This window comes from Fulvimonas soli (genome assembly GCF_003148905.1).
In the GTDB taxonomy this organism is placed as follows: Bacteria; Pseudomonadota; Gammaproteobacteria; order Xanthomonadales; family Rhodanobacteraceae; genus Fulvimonas; species Fulvimonas soli.
On sequence record NZ_QGHC01000002.1, the window covers coordinates 37,694 to 51,877 of the forward strand.

Annotated in this window: 11 protein-coding genes and 1 pseudogene; 8 read left to right on the forward strand and 4 right to left on the reverse strand. The window is 72.7% G+C overall.

Features of this window, described 5'->3' with window-relative positions; translation table 11 throughout:
• Positions 1-32 precede the first annotated feature (32 nt).
• Positions 33-2,015 (forward strand): UvrD-helicase domain-containing protein, encoded by a 1,983-nt coding sequence (locus C7456_RS02290; RefSeq protein WP_109722152.1) that lies wholly within the window; start codon positions 33-35, stop codon positions 2,013-2,015.
• 155 nt (positions 2,016-2,170) lie between these two features.
• Here the strand turns inward: C7456_RS02290 and C7456_RS02295 are convergent, their stop codons facing one another.
• On the reverse strand, positions 2,171-3,202 hold the full coding sequence (locus C7456_RS02295; RefSeq protein ID WP_109722153.1) for an AI-2E family transporter: 1,032 nt from the start codon (positions 3,200-3,202) through the stop codon (positions 2,171-2,173).
• A 133-nt stretch (positions 3,203-3,335) separates the two neighbouring features.
• Here C7456_RS02295 and C7456_RS02300 point away from each other — a divergent pair, with 133 nt between their 5' ends.
• From C7456_RS02300 to C7456_RS17705, 4 genes and pseudogenes are all read left to right on the forward strand, one after another.
• Positions 3,336-4,229, forward strand: coding sequence for a 5'-nucleotidase, lipoprotein e(P4) family (locus tag C7456_RS02300; protein WP_109722154.1), 894 nt, complete (start codon positions 3,336-3,338; stop codon positions 4,227-4,229).
• Positions 4,230-4,572: 343 nt separating this feature from the next.
• The gene (gene plsB / locus C7456_RS02305; RefSeq protein ID WP_109722155.1) at positions 4,573-7,248 is read left to right on the forward strand and encodes a glycerol-3-phosphate 1-O-acyltransferase PlsB; all 2,676 of its coding nucleotides are present in this window, start codon (positions 4,573-4,575) and stop codon (positions 7,246-7,248) included.
• 25 nt (positions 7,249-7,273) lie between these two features.
• Positions 7,274-8,038, forward strand: a complete 765-nt coding sequence (ubiE, locus tag C7456_RS02310) for a bifunctional demethylmenaquinone methyltransferase/2-methoxy-6-polyprenyl-1,4-benzoquinol methylase UbiE (RefSeq protein ID WP_109722156.1) — start codon at positions 7,274-7,276, stop codon at positions 8,036-8,038.
• 176 nt (positions 8,039-8,214) lie between these two features.
• Positions 8,215-8,553, forward strand: a pseudogene (locus C7456_RS17705) (hypothetical protein); the annotation flags it as partial.
• A gap of 86 nt (positions 8,554-8,639) precedes the next feature.
• Here C7456_RS17705 and C7456_RS02325 read toward each other — a convergent pair.
• From C7456_RS02325 to C7456_RS02335, 3 genes are read right to left on the reverse strand one after another with little or no spacing between them, the layout of a single operon-like run.
• Complete coding sequence (locus C7456_RS02325) at positions 8,640-9,323, reverse strand: glutathione S-transferase family protein (RefSeq protein WP_109722157.1); 684 nt, start codon at positions 9,321-9,323, stop codon at positions 8,640-8,642.
• 19 nt (positions 9,324-9,342) lie between these two features.
• Complete coding sequence (locus C7456_RS02330; protein WP_109722158.1) at positions 9,343-9,786, reverse strand: SRPBCC family protein; 444 nt, start codon at positions 9,784-9,786, stop codon at positions 9,343-9,345.
• A gap of 48 nt (positions 9,787-9,834) precedes the next feature.
• On the reverse strand, positions 9,835-10,758 hold the full coding sequence (locus C7456_RS02335; RefSeq protein WP_109722159.1) for a DMT family transporter: 924 nt from the start codon (positions 10,756-10,758) through the stop codon (positions 9,835-9,837).
• A gap of 117 nt (positions 10,759-10,875) precedes the next feature.
• On the opposite strand from C7456_RS02335, the gene C7456_RS02340 reads away from it, so the two are divergent.
• From C7456_RS02340 to pip, 3 genes are all read left to right on the forward strand, one after another.
• A complete protein-coding gene (locus C7456_RS02340; protein ID WP_109722160.1) occupies positions 10,876-11,376 on the forward strand; it encodes an Lrp/AsnC family transcriptional regulator in 501 nt (166 codons plus the stop codon).
• Between the two features lie 91 nt (positions 11,377-11,467).
• Positions 11,468-13,171: an acid phosphatase gene (gene acpA, locus C7456_RS02345; protein WP_109722161.1), complete on the forward strand. Its 1,704-nt coding sequence runs from the start codon at positions 11,468-11,470 to the stop codon at positions 13,169-13,171.
• Positions 13,172-13,200: 29 nt separating this feature from the next.
• A complete protein-coding gene (pip, locus tag C7456_RS02350; RefSeq protein WP_109722162.1) occupies positions 13,201-14,154 on the forward strand; it encodes a prolyl aminopeptidase in 954 nt (317 codons plus the stop codon).
• Positions 14,155-14,184: the final 30 nt, after the last annotated feature.

The following is a 14,184-nucleotide window of genomic DNA, read 5'->3' on the forward strand; positions in this document are numbered from 1 at the left end:
CCGCATCGCTCCACCCACGCACGCCCTCCTCCATGCTCAACCCCCAACAACTGGCCGCCGTCGAGTACTGCGACGGCCCGCTGCTGGTGCTCGCCGGCGCCGGCTCCGGCAAGACCTCGGTGATCACGCAGAAGATCGCCCACCTGGTCCAGCGCCGGAAGCTGCCCGCCGCGAAGATCGCCGCGATCACCTTCACCAACAAGGCCGCGCGCGAGATGCGCGAGCGCGTGGGCCGGCTGGTCAGCAGCGAGGAGGCCGCCGCGCTCACCGTGTGCACCTTCCACGCGCTGGGCCTGAAGTTCCTGCAGATCGAGCACGCGCGCGCCGGCCTGCGCCGCGGCTTCTCGGTGCTGGACGCGGACGACAGCGAGGGCATCGTCAAGGAGCTCGCCCCGAAGGGCGCCAAGCCCGACGTGCTGTTCGGCATCCGCAACCTCCTGAGCCGCGCCAAGAACGCGGGCCTCTCGCCGGAGGAGGCGCTCGCCGCCGCGCGCAGCCCGAAGGAGCTGGAGGCGGCGACCATCTACGAGACGTACCAGCAGCGCCTGGCCGCCTTCAACGCGGTGGACTTCGACGACCTGATCCGGCTGCCGCTGCGCATCCTGGAAACCGACGCCGAGTGCCGCGACGCCTGGCGCGAGCGCCTGCGCTACCTGCTGGTGGACGAGTACCAGGACACCAACGACGCGCAGTACCGGCTGCTGAGGGCGCTCGCCGGCGAGCGCGGCCGCATGACCTGCGTGGGCGACGACGACCAGTCGATCTACGCCTGGCGCGGCGCCAACCCGGAGAACATCGAGCAGCTCGGCCGCGACTGGCCGAACCTCCGGGTGATCAAGCTGGAGCAGAACTACCGCTGCGGCAAGCGCATCCTGCGCGCGGCGAACAGGCTGATCGCGCACAACCCGCACCTGCACGAGAAGAAGCTGTGGAGCGAGCACCCGGAAGGCGCGCCGATCCGCGTGCTGGAGTGCAAGGACGCCGAGCACGAGGCCGAGCGCGTCGCCGCGATCGCCGCCACCCTGGCCGAGAAGCACAAGGCGCGCTGGCACGACATCGCCATCCTCTACCGCGGCAACTTCCAGGCGCGGCCGCTGGAGAAGGCGCTGCGGCTGGCGCGCATCCCCTACCACCTCACCGGCGCGTTGAGCTTCCTCGACCGCGCCGAGGTGAAGGACCTCTTGTGCTACCTGCGCCTGCTGACCAACCCCAGCGACGACGCGGCCTTCCTGCGCGTGGTCAACTGCCCCAAGCGCGAGATCGGCGCCGCCACGCTGGAGAAGCTCGGCCAGTTCGCGCAGTCGCGGCATTGCTCGCTGCTGGAAGCCACGCGCAGCGACGGCGTGCTGCGCCAGCTCTCGCCGCGGCCGGCGGCGGCGCTGGCGAAGTTCTCGGAGCTGATCGACGAGCTGCGCAGCGCCTCGCTGCACGAGAGCGCGGCCGACCTGGTCGAGCGCGTGCTCCAGCGCACCGGCTACGCCGCGGAGCTGGCCGCCTCGATCCCCGACCAGCCCACGCGCGACCGCAAGCTCGGCAACCTCAGGGAACTGGCCGACTGGTTCCGCGCGATGCAGCGCGACAGCGGCGGCGCCGGCGACCTCGCCGCGCAGCTCGCCCTGCTCAGCCACGCCGACCGCGACGACCCCGGCAACGCCGTGCGCATGATGACCCTGCACGCGGCCAAGGGCCTGGAATTCCGCTTCGTCTTCATCGTCGGCTGCGAGGAGGGCACGCTGCCGCACGAGGGCGCGATCGACGAGGGCCGCGTGGACGAGGAGCGCCGCCTGATGTACGTGGGCATCACCCGCGCCAAGGAGCTGCTCACGCTGTCGTGGTCGGCCAAGGCGAAGAAGTACGGCGAGATCCTCGCCAACCAGCCCAGCCGCTTCCTGCACGAGCTGCCGCAGGAGGACCTGCACTGGCAGGGCCGCGACCCGGAGGCGGACAGGGAAGTGGTGCGCGAGACGGCCGAGTCGCACATGGCGCGCATCGCGGCGATGCTGGCGGGGGGGTGAGGTTCTGCCTTCTCGCCCCGGCGGAGAGGGATCGAGGTGGGGGGTGCGCTTGCGAGGCGCCATGCTCCTGGCGCCTCGCCCGCTCGAGCGCGGGGCCTCCGCAAGGCCGGCCACTCACCCCGGCCCTCTCCCCGGAGTGGAGAGGGAGGCAGGGGCTAGATCAGCCGCTCGCGCTCCAGCTCGCTCTTGAGGTAGGCGTAGTAGATCGGCGCGGCGATCAGGCCGGCCAGGCCGAAGGCGGCCTCCATCGCCAGCATCGCCACCAGCAGTTCCCAGGCGCGCGCGCGGATCTGCGTGCCGACGATGCGCGCGTTGAGGAAATACTCCAGCTTGTGGATCAGGATCAGGAAGCCCAGCGCCGCCACGCCCACCCACAGCGACACCGACAGGCCGGCGATGGTCACCGCGGTGTTGGAGATCAGGTTGCCGATCACCGGCAGCAGGCCGACCACGAAGGTGACCACCACCAGCGTCTTGGCCAGCGGCAGGTGGATGCCGCACAGCGGCAGCACGCCGAGCAGGAACACCGCGGTGAACGCGGTGTTGATCAGCGAGATCTTCAGCTGCGCGAACACGATGTTGTGGAACGCCTCGGCCAGGCCGCGGCAGCGCCGGCCCAGCGCGGCGGCCAGCGGCCCGACCTGGTGCGCGGGGCGCGCGCGGCCCAGCGCCACGATCGCGCCCAGCACCAGGCCGATGACGATGCGCACCAGCGCCCGCGCCGTCTCGCGGCCGGCCAGCTGCAGGCTGCCGGCGTGCTTGCGGGTCAGCTCGCCGGCCATCAGGCGCAGCTCGTCCACGCTGTCGGGCAGCCAGTTCACCAGCGCCGGCGGCAGCTGCTGGCGCGCCTTGTCCACCAGCGGCATCACCTGGTTCTGCCACAGCTCGTCGGGGTTGCCGACCTCGTGGCGCACGAAGCTGATCGTGCCCAGCGTGAGCAGGATCAGCAGCCCCACCACCACCGCGCCCAGCAGCGCCACCACCAGCATGCGCGCGCGGTCGTCGGAGATGCCGCGGCCCAGCCGCGGGCTGATCGTCTGCACCAGCTCGTACACCAGCAGGCCGGCGAACAGCGCCGGCAGCAGGTGCAGCCACAGCACGGCTACCAGCGCGGCGCCGGCCAGCGCGTAGCTGGCGATCTCGGTGGCGCGCGTCGGCGCGCGGAACGTGGACGGATTCGTCGGCATGGCGGAAACGGGCTATGCGGCGGGCCAGTCTCGCAGCCGGCCGCGGGCAATGCCAGTGTGCCGGGGCGGACATCCAGCTGTCGTAAACTCCGGCCAAGCTCTTGCGCCCTTCACTTTCCACAAGGCCGATTCCATGACGTTCCGCCTGCCGACGCTCGCCGCGCTGCTCCTGCTCGCCGGCTGCGCCACCGCCCCCTCGTCCGCCCCGCCGCCGCCCGCCGCCGCCGCGTCCGCGCCGGCCCCGAAGGCCGACACGCCCGCCGACGACAACCTCAACGCCGTGGCCTGGACGCAGACCGCGATCGAGCACGACCTGATCTACCTGCAGACCTACCGCGACGCCCAGGCCCGCCTGCTCGCCGCGCTGAAGGACCCGTCCTGGGACGCGCTGGCCAAGGACGACCGCATGGCGCCGGCGAAGGGCCTCAAGCCCGCGGTGGTGCTGGACATCGACGAGACCGCGCTGGACAACTCGCCCTACCAGGCGCGGCTGGTGCGCAGCGGCGGCGAGTACAACGAGGCCAACTGGGCCGCCTGGTGCAAGGAGGAGAAGGCGCGCGCCCTGCCCGGCGCGGTGGCGTTCGCGCAGTTCGCCGCCAGGCACGGCATCGCGGTGATCTACGTCTCCAACCGCGCCAAGGACCTGAACGGGCCGACCCTGGCCAACCTGCGCAAGGCCGGCTTCCCGGTCTCCGGCCCGGACGCCTTCCTCGGCCTGGATACTTTCGTCGAGGGCTGCGAGCAGGTCGGCACCGAGAAGGGCTGCCGCCGCCAGCTGATCAGCCGCAGGTACCGCGTGCTGATGCAGTTCGGCGACCAGCTCGGCGACTTCGTCACGGTGCTGGCCAACAACGCCGAGGGCCGCGAGCGCGCGCTGGCGCCCTACCGCGACTGGATCGGCACGCGCTGGTTCGTGCTGCCCAACCCGACCTACGGCGGCTGGGAGCCGGCGCTGTTCAACAACGACTGGAGCGCCCCGCGCGGCGAACGGCGCCGCCAGAAGATCGAGGCCCTTCGCGTCGATTGATTGAATTCAATGACTTGCACACAAATTCATAAGGTGTTGCCTTAAGTTTGACGGCCGCGTAACATGCCCTCCGCCGACCCCTGCTGACCTCCAGATCCTTTGCAGGCAAGGCCATTTCCCTTCCGGCGCGGCCGGAATTGCCCCGCGCGGCCACCGCCCGCGGGGTTTTTTCTTGGCCCGCTTGCCGGCCGCGGGCCGCGCCCCGTACCCTGCGCGCCCGGCGGCTCCCGGCCGCCCTTCCGCGAGGAGAGCCGCCCCATGCGTCCGCCATCCCGCCGCCCCGCGCCGGCGCGCGCCTGACCGCGCAGCGCAGTCCTCACGCCCCAACCGGTACAATCCTGCGATGCCTGACATGACCGCGGACTCCTCCGCCCGCAGCCGCGCGCCCTGGTGGTTCAACCTGGCCGGGCACCTGCTCGAGCCCTGGGTGCGCCTGCGCCGCGACCCCGCCGAGCCGGCCGGCCTGCTCAAGCCCGGCGTGCCGGTGTGCTACGTGATCGAGCGCGACGGCTTCTCCGACGCGCTGATCCTCGACCGCGCCTGCCGCGAGGCCGGCCTGCCCTCGCCGATGCGGCCGCTGCCCGGCGCGCGCCGGCGCCGCTCGGTGTTCGCCCTGGTGCGCCGCGACGGCTGGCTGTTCGGCCGCAACCGCCACCGCGCGCCCAACGAGACGCTGGGCCAGCTGGTGCGCGCGCTGGAGGGCGACCCGGAGCGCGACATCCAGATCGTGCCGGTGTCGATCTACGTCGGCCGCGCGCCGGCGCGCGAGTCGGGCTGGTTCAGCGTGCTGTTCTCCGAGAACTGGGTGATGGTGGGCCGCTTCCGCCGCCTGCTGGCGCTGCTGCTCAACGGCCGCGACACGGTGGTGCACTTCTCCGCGCCGGTGTCGCTGCGCGCGGTGATGGAGGAGTCCGGCGCGATCCCGCCGCCGCGGCTGGCGCGCAAGGTGGCGCGGGTGCTGCGCACGCACTTCCGGCGCATCCGCGCGGCGGTGATCGGGCCGGACCTGTCGCACCGGCGCACGGTGGTGGACGCCGTGCTCAACGCCGAGCCGGTGCGCAACGCGATCGCCGCCACCGCGGCGAAGGAGAACATCTCCTACGCCAAGGCCTGGCGGCGCGCGCAGAAGCTGATGTTCGAGATCGCCGCCGACTACTCGCACCCGGTGGTGCGCTCGGCCTCGTTCCTGCTGTCGAACTTCTGGAACAAGCTGTACGACGGCATCGCCATGCACCACTTCGACAAGGCCCGCGCCGCCGCGCCGGGCTACGAGGTGGTGTACGTGCCCAGCCACCGCAGCCACACCGACTACCTGCTGCTGTCCTACCAGCTGCACGTGTCCGGCGTGGTGGTGCCGCACATCGCCGCGGGCGTGAACCTCAACCTGCCGGTGATCGGCCCGATCCTGCGCCGCGGCGGCGCGTTCTTCCTGCGCCGCAGCTTCAAGGGCAACGCGCTGTACTCGGTGGTGTTCAACGAGTACGTCGCGCAGCTGATCGACCGCGGCGTGCCGATGGAGTACTTCATCGAGGGCGGCCGCTCGCGCACCGGCCGCCTGCTGGCGCCGCGCGCCGGCATGCTGGCGATGACCGTGCGCGCCTTCCTGCGCGCGCCGCGCCGGCCGGTGCTGTTCCAGCCGGTGTACATCGGCTACGAGAAGCTGATGGAGGGCAAGAGCTACATCGGCGAACTGTCCGGCAAGCCGAAGGAGAAGGAGTCCCTGCTCGGCCTGCTGCGCGGCCTCGGCGGCGTGCTGCGCCAGCGCTACGGCCACGTGGCGCTGAACTTCGGCGAGCCGATCGAGCTGACCCCGCTGCTGGACCAGGCCAGCCCGGACTGGCGCGCCTATGCCGGCAACCCCGACGCCAAGCCGGAATGGCTGAGCGGCGTGGTCGACCGCCTGGCCGAGCAGATCCAGGTCAACATCAACCGCGCCGCCGACGTCAACCCGATCAACCTGCTGGCGCTGGCGCTGCTGGCCACGCCCAAGCACGCGATGGCCGAAAGCGACCTGCTCGCGCAGCTGGAGCTGACCAAGGCCCTGGTCGCCGAGCTGCCCTACTCCGAGCGTATCACCCTCACCCCGCTGGAGCCGGCCGCGATCATCGCCTACGGCGAGCAGATGGGCTGGATCCGCCGCGTGCGCCACCCGCAGGGCGACGTGCTGGTGGCCGACGACGAGCCGGCGGTGCTGCTCAGCTACTTCCGCAACAACGTGCTGCACCTGGCCGCCACCGCGGCCTGGGTGGCCTGCTGCTTCCTCAACAACCGGCGCATGTCGCGCGCCTCGGTGGTGCGGCTGGGCCGCATCGTCTACCCGTTCATCCAGGGCGAGCTGTTCCTGCCGTGGGACGCCGAGGGCTTCGGCGCGCAGATGCAGGCCACCATCGACTTCTTCGTGCGCCGCGGCCTGCTCGAGTCCAGCGGCGAGGGCCGCCTGCTCGAGCGCGGCCCCGGCCAGGACGACGCCGCCTTCCAGCTCAAGGTGATCGCGCGCAGCCTGATCCAGGCCTTCGAGCGCTACTACATCGCCATCGCCGCGCTGGCCAAGAGCGGCCCGCACAAGCTCACCGCGGCCGAGCTGGAGAACGCCTGCGCGCTCACCGCGCAGCGGCTGTCCCTGCTCAACGAGCAGACCGCGCCGGAGTTCTTCGACAAGGCGCTGTTCCGCGGCTTCATCCAGAAGCTGCGCGAGCAGCGCGTGGTGTGGACCGACGAGAACGGCAAGCTCGACTACGCCGAGGCGCTGGAGGACATGGTGCGCGACGCGCGGGTGATCCTCTCGCGCGAGGTGCGCCACTCCATCCTCAAGATCACCGGCGACGGCGACCGCGACGCCGCGCGCGCCGAGGAGGCGCGGGCCGCCGCGCCGCAGCCCGCCCCCGCGCCGCTGCCCGACGACGCCGGCAGCGCCGACCTGCACGCGCGCCACGTCGCCGCCGAGCGGCACGCGCACGCCCACGAGGCCGGCACCGTCGTCGCGCAGGAGAAGCCCGGCGGCGGGGAACCGCCGGCCTGAACGTCCCATCCTGTAGCATGCGCGCATGAACGAGCAGCCCCAATCCGACGCCGGCACCACCCACTTCGGCTTCCGCGACGTGCCGGTGGCCGAGAAGCAGCGGCTGGTCGGCCAGGTGTTCACCTCGGTCGCGCGCAGCTACGACCTGATGAACGACCTGATGTCGTTCGGCATCCACCGCCTGTGGAAGCGCCACTTCGTCGCGGTGAGCGGCGTGCGCCCCGGCGACCGCGTGCTGGACCTGGCCGGCGGCACCGGCGACATCGCCGCGCTGCTCAAGCCGGTGGTGGGCGCGGCCGGCGAGGTGGTCGTCGGCGACATCAACGCGGCGATGCTGCAGGTGGGACGCGACCGCCTCACCGACCGCGGCCTGGTCGGCGGCCTGCGCTGGGCGCAGCTCAACGCCGAGTGCCTGCCGTTCCCGGACGCCAGCTTCGACGCGGTGACCATGGCCTTCGGCCTGCGCAACGTCACCGACAAGGACAAGGCGCTGGCCGACATCTGCCGCGTGCTCAAGCCGGGTGGCCGCGCGCTGGTGCTGGAGTTCAGCCGCGTGCGGAGCGAGCTGTTCGGCAAGCTCTACGACTTCCACTCCTTCCAGGTGCTGCCGCGCCTGGGCCGGCTGTTCGCCGGCGACGCCGACAGCTACCGGTACCTGGCCGAGTCGATCCGCAAGCACCCGGACCAGGCGACGCTGAAGGGCATGATGGAGCGCGCCGGCTTCGGCCGCGTGGAGGTGCGCAACCTCACCAACGGCATCGTGGCGATCCACAGGGGCTACAAGCTCTAGCCAGCCGGCTTGACCCGCACGATTTGATGCAGCTGCATCAAATCGTGCGCATCGAGTTCGGCCCGGCCAGGGACAAGGCCAACCTCACGAAACACGGGGTTTCGCTGGGGACTGGCAGCCGAACTCGATCGGGATGCCGCGCTGGTCCGGGCCGACCGCCGTTTCGACTATGACGCATGGCGCATGGTCGCGCTCGCTCCGAAGACCCGAACCCTCTACTACGTGGCTTTCGTGGACTTGGCGATGCGCTGCGGATCATCAGCCTGCGCCGCGCCACCTGGCGGGAAGTGAAACACCATGTCGAAAGCATCCAGCAAGCGCGCCGCCATCACCTTGCCCTCCGCCCGGGAAGACAAGGCGATCCGCGCCGCCGCGAAAACCGACCCGGACGCGCGCCCGCTGGCGCCGAAGCAACCGAAGGCGGTGGTCCCGATGAAAGCGCTGCGCGGACGCCCCGGTCCAACGCGGCCAGGCAACCGGTGCCGGTGCGCTACAGCCCCGAGGTCCTGACGTACTTCAAGAGTACCGGGGAAGGCTGGCAGGCGCGCATGGACCAGGTGCTGCGCGACTACGTGCAGCGCCATTCGCGCCGGGCCTTGAGTCAAACCGCGCGCAGATCCTCGGCCAGCTCCCCGTGCGCCAGCGCGTCGGCCTCGTGCGCCGGCTCGCGCCAGGGCTCGGCCAGCGCCTCGGCGTACCAGCGGCGCATGCCCGGCAGCTCGCGCAGGCGCGCGGCATAGGCGGCCGGCTCCGGCGCCAGCGGCAGGCCGTAGCTCTGGATGCGCCAGGCCACCGGGGCGAAGAAGGCGTCCACCGCGCCGAACGCCGGGCCGGCGAGGAAGGGGCCGCCGAAGCGGTCCAGGCCCTCGCTCCAGAGCTCGGCGAGGCGGCCGAGGTCGGCCTGCAGGGCCGCGCCGATGCCGCGCAGCCGCACGCGCAGCCCGCAGTTCATCGGGCAGGTGCCGCGCAGCGCGGCGAAGCCGGCGTGCATCTCCGCCGCCGCGCAGCGCGCCCAGGCGCGCGCGGCGGCGTCGGCCGGCCAGACGCCGGCGTGGCGCTCGGCCAGGTACTCGGCGATCGCCAGCGATTCCCACACCACCGCCTCGCCGTCGCGCAGGCAGGGCACCTTGCCGTTGGGCGAGAAGGCGCGGAACGCCCGCCAGTTGTCCGGGCCGCCGAAGGGCGTGATGCGCTCGGCGAACGGGATGCCCAGCTCGGTGAGCAGCAGCCACGGCCGCAGCGACCAGGACGAGTAGTTCTTGTTGGCGATGTGCAGTTCGTACACGGACGGCTCCCGGAGGTTTCTAGGTCGATGCGCGTGCGGGCGCGGCGTCTTCGCAGCGGCGCTTGAGCCCTGCCGCCTCGGTGGCCAGGTAGGACCGGGTCGGCGCGCCGCCGAGCCAGCCGGCCAGGATGCCGAGCGGCCCCTCGAAGCGCGCCTCGAGGGTCACCGCCGCGCCCTGCGGCGACGGCTCGATCCAGTGCCCCGCGACCACCCGCACGCCCGGCCCGCGCGAAACCCACACGAAGCCCTGCCGCGGGCGCCAGTCGGTCACCGTCCACACGGCCGGGCGCAGGCGCGGCTGCGCGATGCGCACCTGCGCGCCGGCCTCCAGCGGCCCCGGCCGCAGCGGCTCGACGCGCAGCATCGTGGGCGTCCACTCGGGCCAGCGCTCGATCTCGGCCAGCACCCGCCAGACCCGCTCCGGCGCGGCCGCGATCGTCACTTGGTGACGGAAGACCGGCATGCTGACCTCCTATCGCTCGGGAGCCGGCGCGCGCATACCGCGGCGCTCTCAGCCGCGCTCGCACGCCTCGTCCGGCAGCGCCGCCTGCGGCGGCGTGGCGCGCCGGCGCGTGTTGGCCAGCACCACGCCGCCCACCGTGATGACGCCGCCGGCCAGGGTGAGCAGGCCGGGCCGCTCGCCCAGCCAGACCCAGCCGATCAGCACCGCGATCGGCGGCGAGAAGTAGATGAAGCTGGTCACCTGCGAGGCGGTGGCGCGGTGCACCGCGTAGTTCCACGCGAGGTAGCCGAGGAAGGTGGGCGCGACGCCCAGCCACAGCAGCGCGGCGATGTGCGGCCACGACGCCGCGGCCAGCGCCTGCGGCAGGTGCGCGCCGAACGGCAGCGCGCCCAGCGCGCCGGCGACGAAGGTGCAGGTGGTGACCGCCAGCGTGCCGTGCCGCGCGAACAGCGGCTTCTGCCCCACGAAGTAGATCGAGGTGGCCAGCACGCAGACCAGCACCAGCGCGGCCATCGGCTCGAACCTCACCTGCCTGCCGCTGGCCAGCACCACCAGCACCACGCCGACCAGCGCCACGCCGAGGCCGGCCAGCGTGCGCGCGGGCAGCCGCTCGCCCAGCCACAGCGCCGACAGCGTCGCGGTGGCGGCCGGCGCCAGCGAGATCAGGATCGAGGCGGTGCCGCTGGCGATGCGCGTCTCCGCGACGTTCAGGCACAGGTGGTAGACGGTCAGGCCGGCGAGGCCGAGCAGCGCCAGCCGCGGCCACTCGGCGGGGCCGGGCAGGCGGATGCGCCGCGCGGCGGCCAGCGCGAGGAAGCACAGCGCGCCGATGCCCAATCGCGCGAAGGCCACCTCGCCGGGCGTGAACGCGGGCAGCGCGTAGGCGATCGCCGCGTAGGCGGACGACCAGGTGAGCAGGGCGACGGCGATGCAGGCGAGCGCCTGGCCGTCCAGGCGCGGGGAGCTGTCCATGGGACGTTTCCGGGTGGGGAATGCTGCGCATGCTAGCGGCGTGCCCGCTGCGCCGGAATGACGGATCGTCGTACAGTGTGCATCCCCCGCCATCGAAGCCGAATCCGCCACGCCCGCATGACCTTCGAATCGAAAACCGCCATGGACGCCAAGGACTGGCAGATCCTGGAGGCCCTGCAGCAGGACGCGCGCCTGGGCTATGCCGAGCTGGGCCGCAAGGTGCGGCTGTCCGCGCCGGCGGTGGCCGAACGGGTGCGGCGGCTGGAGGAGGCCGGGGTGATCGCCGGCTACCGCGCGGTGGTCGACCCGCAGCGGCTGGGCTACGCCATCGACGCGATGATCCGGCTGCGCTGCGACGGCGGCGTCTGCGCGCGCATCGGCCAGGTGGTGGCGGACATCCCCGAGGTGCTGGACTGCCGCCGCCTCGCCGGCGAGGATTCCGCCCTGCTGCGCGTGGTGGCGATGTCGGTGCCGCACCTGGAGCTGGTGCTCGACCGCCTGCTCAAGCTGCACCCGAGCATCAGCACCACCACGCTGGTGGTGCTGCAGACGCCGCACGCGAACCGGCCGATCACCCGCGCGATGTGGCGCGACGCGCAGGACGCGCAACCGTCGTGAGCGCCCGTCCGCCGCGTTCCGCGCCCGCCGTGGCGCCGTCCTTTCCCTCCGGCGCGCCGCGGCGCGGCGCGCGCCTCTCCCGACCCGCTCCATGACCGACGACAAACGCCCCGATCCCCCCGCCCCGCCCGCCGCCGCCGACGCCCCCGCCGATCCCGCGCGCCGGCGCCTGCTCGGCGGCCTCGCCGCCGCCGGCGCGACCCTGGCCGCCGGCGGCTACGCGCACACGGCGGCGCGCGCCGGCAGGCCCGCGCCGCCCCTGCCGCCGGAGCGGCTGGACGCGCTGCTGCGCGAGCGCATCCGCAAGGTGGTGGTGATCTACGCCGAGAACCGCAGCTTCAACAACCTGTTCGCCGACTTCCCCGGCGTGCGGCAGCCGCTCAGCGCGCTCAAGCCCGAGCAGTACCAGCAGCGCGACCGCGACGGCTCGCTGCTCAAGACCCTGCCGCCGGTCTGGCACGGCCTGGCGCCGCACGCGCAGGTGGTCAACCACCGCAGCTACCAGGTCCTGCAGGAGGACATCACCGGCCTGCCCAACGCGCCGTGGGCGCTGCGCACCGGCGACGGCGAGCCGCTGCCGACCGGCGTGGTGACGCGCGACCTGGTGCACCGCTTCTACGAGAACCAGCTGCAGATCAACGGCGGCCGCAACGACGGCTTCGTCGCCTGGGGCGACACCGGCGCGATGGTGATGGGCTACTACGCCCACGGCGCGGCCAACCTGCGCCTGTGGCAGCTGGCGCGGCAGTACACGCTGTGCGACAACTTCTTCATGGGCGCCTTCGGCGGCTCCTTCCTCAACCACCAGTACCTGGTGGCCGCGCAGCCGCCGTACTACCCCGATGCCGACCGGAGCCCGGCGCGCTTCAACATCGCCGAGACCGAGAGCGGCGAGGCCACCGACATCCGCCTCAAGCTGGCCCACGACTCGCCGGCCAGCGCGATGGACGGCAAGCCCAAGTTCGCCTCGCGCAGCGCGCTCACGCCCGACTTCTGGGCGGTCAACACGATGATGCCGGCCTACGCGCCCAGCGCCACGCAGATGCCCGGCCACCCGGAGCTGGCCGACCCGGACAGCCCCAACACGCTGCCGCCGCAGGTGCACAAGACCATCGGCGACGTGCTCTCCGACGCCGGCGTGGACTGGGCCTGGTACGCCGGCGGCTGGCAGCTCGCGCTGGAGGGCAAGGGCGACGGCGACCAGAAGGAGTTCCCGCAGCGGCCCAACTTCCAGATCCACCACCAGCCGCTCAACTACTTCAAGCGCTTCGCACCGGGCACCCGCGAGCGCGCCGAGCACCTGCGCGACGCCGGCACCGGCGAGACCGCGCGGACCAACCGCTTCCTCGCCGACGTCGAGGCCGGCCGCCTGCCCACGGTGAGCTTCTACAAGCCGCAGGGCGACCTCAACATGCACGCCGGCTACTCCGACGTGGACGCCGGCGACCGCCACGTCATGCGCGTCGTCGAGGCGCTGCAGAACTCGGCGGACTGGCCGCACCTGCTGGTGGTCGTCACCGTGGACGAGAACGGCGGCTGGTGGGACCACGTGGCGCCGCCCAGGGCCGACCGCTGGGGGCCGGGCTCGCGCATCCCGACGATCATCGTCTCGCCGCACGCGAAGAAGGGCCACGTCGACCACACCGTGTACGACACCGGCTCGATCCTGCGCTTCCTCGCCCGCCGCTTCGGGCTGGAGAAGCTGCCGGGCCTGGCGCTGCGCGAGCGGGCGATGCGCGAGGCCTCCGGCATCGAGCCGGGCGACCTCACCGCGGCGCTGGACTTCGCCGGCTGAGGCCCGATCGCACCCCGAGGACCCGAGCCATGCGCGAGCTGTACCCCGAGATCGAGCCCTACCGCACGCACCGCCTCGCGGTCGACGCGCGGCACACCCTGTACGTGGAGGAATGCGGCAACCCGGACGGGCTGCCGGTGGTGTTCCTGCACGGCGGGCCCGGCGCGGGGCTGGCGCCCTACCACCGCCGCTTCTTCGACCCGGCGCGCTGGCGCGTCGTGCTGTTCGACCAGCGCGGCGCCGGGCGCTCCACGCCGTTCGCCGAGCTGGTCGACAACACCACCTGGCACCTGGTGGCCGACATCGAGGCGATCCGCGAGGCGCTCGGCATCGAGCGCTGGGCGGTGTTCGGCGGCTCGTGGGGCTCGACGCTGGCGCTGGCCTACGCGCAGGCGCATCCCGAGCGCGTGCTGGGGCTGGTGCTGCGCGGCATCTTCCTGGCGCGGCCGGAGGAGCTGCGCTGGTTCAACGAGGCCGACGGCGGCGCGCGCCACGTCTTCCCCGAGCGCTGGGCGCGCTTCCGCGACTTCATCCCGGAGGCCGAGCGCGGCGCGATGGTGGAAGCCTACTGGCAGCGCCTGACCGGCGACGACGAGGCGACCCGGCTCGCCGCCGCGCGGGCCTGGAGCGCCTACGAGGGCGGCAGCACCAGCCTGCGGCACGACCCGGACGCGCCCGGCGAGTTCGACGAGCCGCACAAGGCGGTCAGCCTGGCGGTGACGGAGGCGCACTATTTCCGGCAGCGCTTCTTCCTGGAACCGGACCAGCTGCTGCGCGGCGTCGGGCGCATCCGCCGCCTGCCCGCCACCCTCGTGCACGGGCGCTACGACATCATCTGCCCGGTGAAGACCGCCTGGGACCTGGCCAACGCCTGGCCCGAGGCCGAGCTGCGCATCGTGCTGGCCGGGCACAGCGCCGCCGACCCGGCGATCGTCGACGCGCTGGTGCAGGCCACCGACCGGCTGGCCGACCGCTACGTGTAGGAGCGCGCGGTGCCATACTCGGCCAACGAC

Bases quoted from the DNA above. Each gene is read 5' to 3' on its own strand.
- C7456_RS02290 (WP_109722152.1), top strand. From the start codon at position 33: ATGCTCAACCCCCAACAACTGGCCGCCGTCGAGTACTGCGACGGCCCG.
- acpA (WP_109722161.1), top strand. From the start codon at position 11,468: ATGACCGACGACAAACGCCCCGATCCCCCCGCCCCGCCCGCCGCCGCC.
- C7456_RS02295 (WP_109722153.1), bottom strand. From the start codon at position 3,202: ATGCCGACGAATCCGTCCACGTTCCGCGCGCCGACGCGCGCCACCGAG.
- C7456_RS02300 (WP_109722154.1), top strand. From the start codon at position 3,336: ATGACGTTCCGCCTGCCGACGCTCGCCGCGCTGCTCCTGCTCGCCGGC.
- pip (WP_109722162.1), top strand. From the start codon at position 13,201: ATGCGCGAGCTGTACCCCGAGATCGAGCCCTACCGCACGCACCGCCTC.
- C7456_RS02330 (WP_109722158.1), bottom strand. From the start codon at position 9,786: ATGCCGGTCTTCCGTCACCAAGTGACGATCGCGGCCGCGCCGGAGCGG.
- C7456_RS02340 (WP_109722160.1), top strand. From the start codon at position 10,876: ATGACCTTCGAATCGAAAACCGCCATGGACGCCAAGGACTGGCAGATC.
- ubiE (WP_109722156.1), top strand. From the start codon at position 7,274: ATGAACGAGCAGCCCCAATCCGACGCCGGCACCACCCACTTCGGCTTC.
- C7456_RS02335 (WP_109722159.1), bottom strand. From the start codon at position 10,758: ATGGACAGCTCCCCGCGCCTGGACGGCCAGGCGCTCGCCTGCATCGCC.
- plsB (WP_109722155.1), top strand. From the start codon at position 4,573: ATGCCTGACATGACCGCGGACTCCTCCGCCCGCAGCCGCGCGCCCTGG.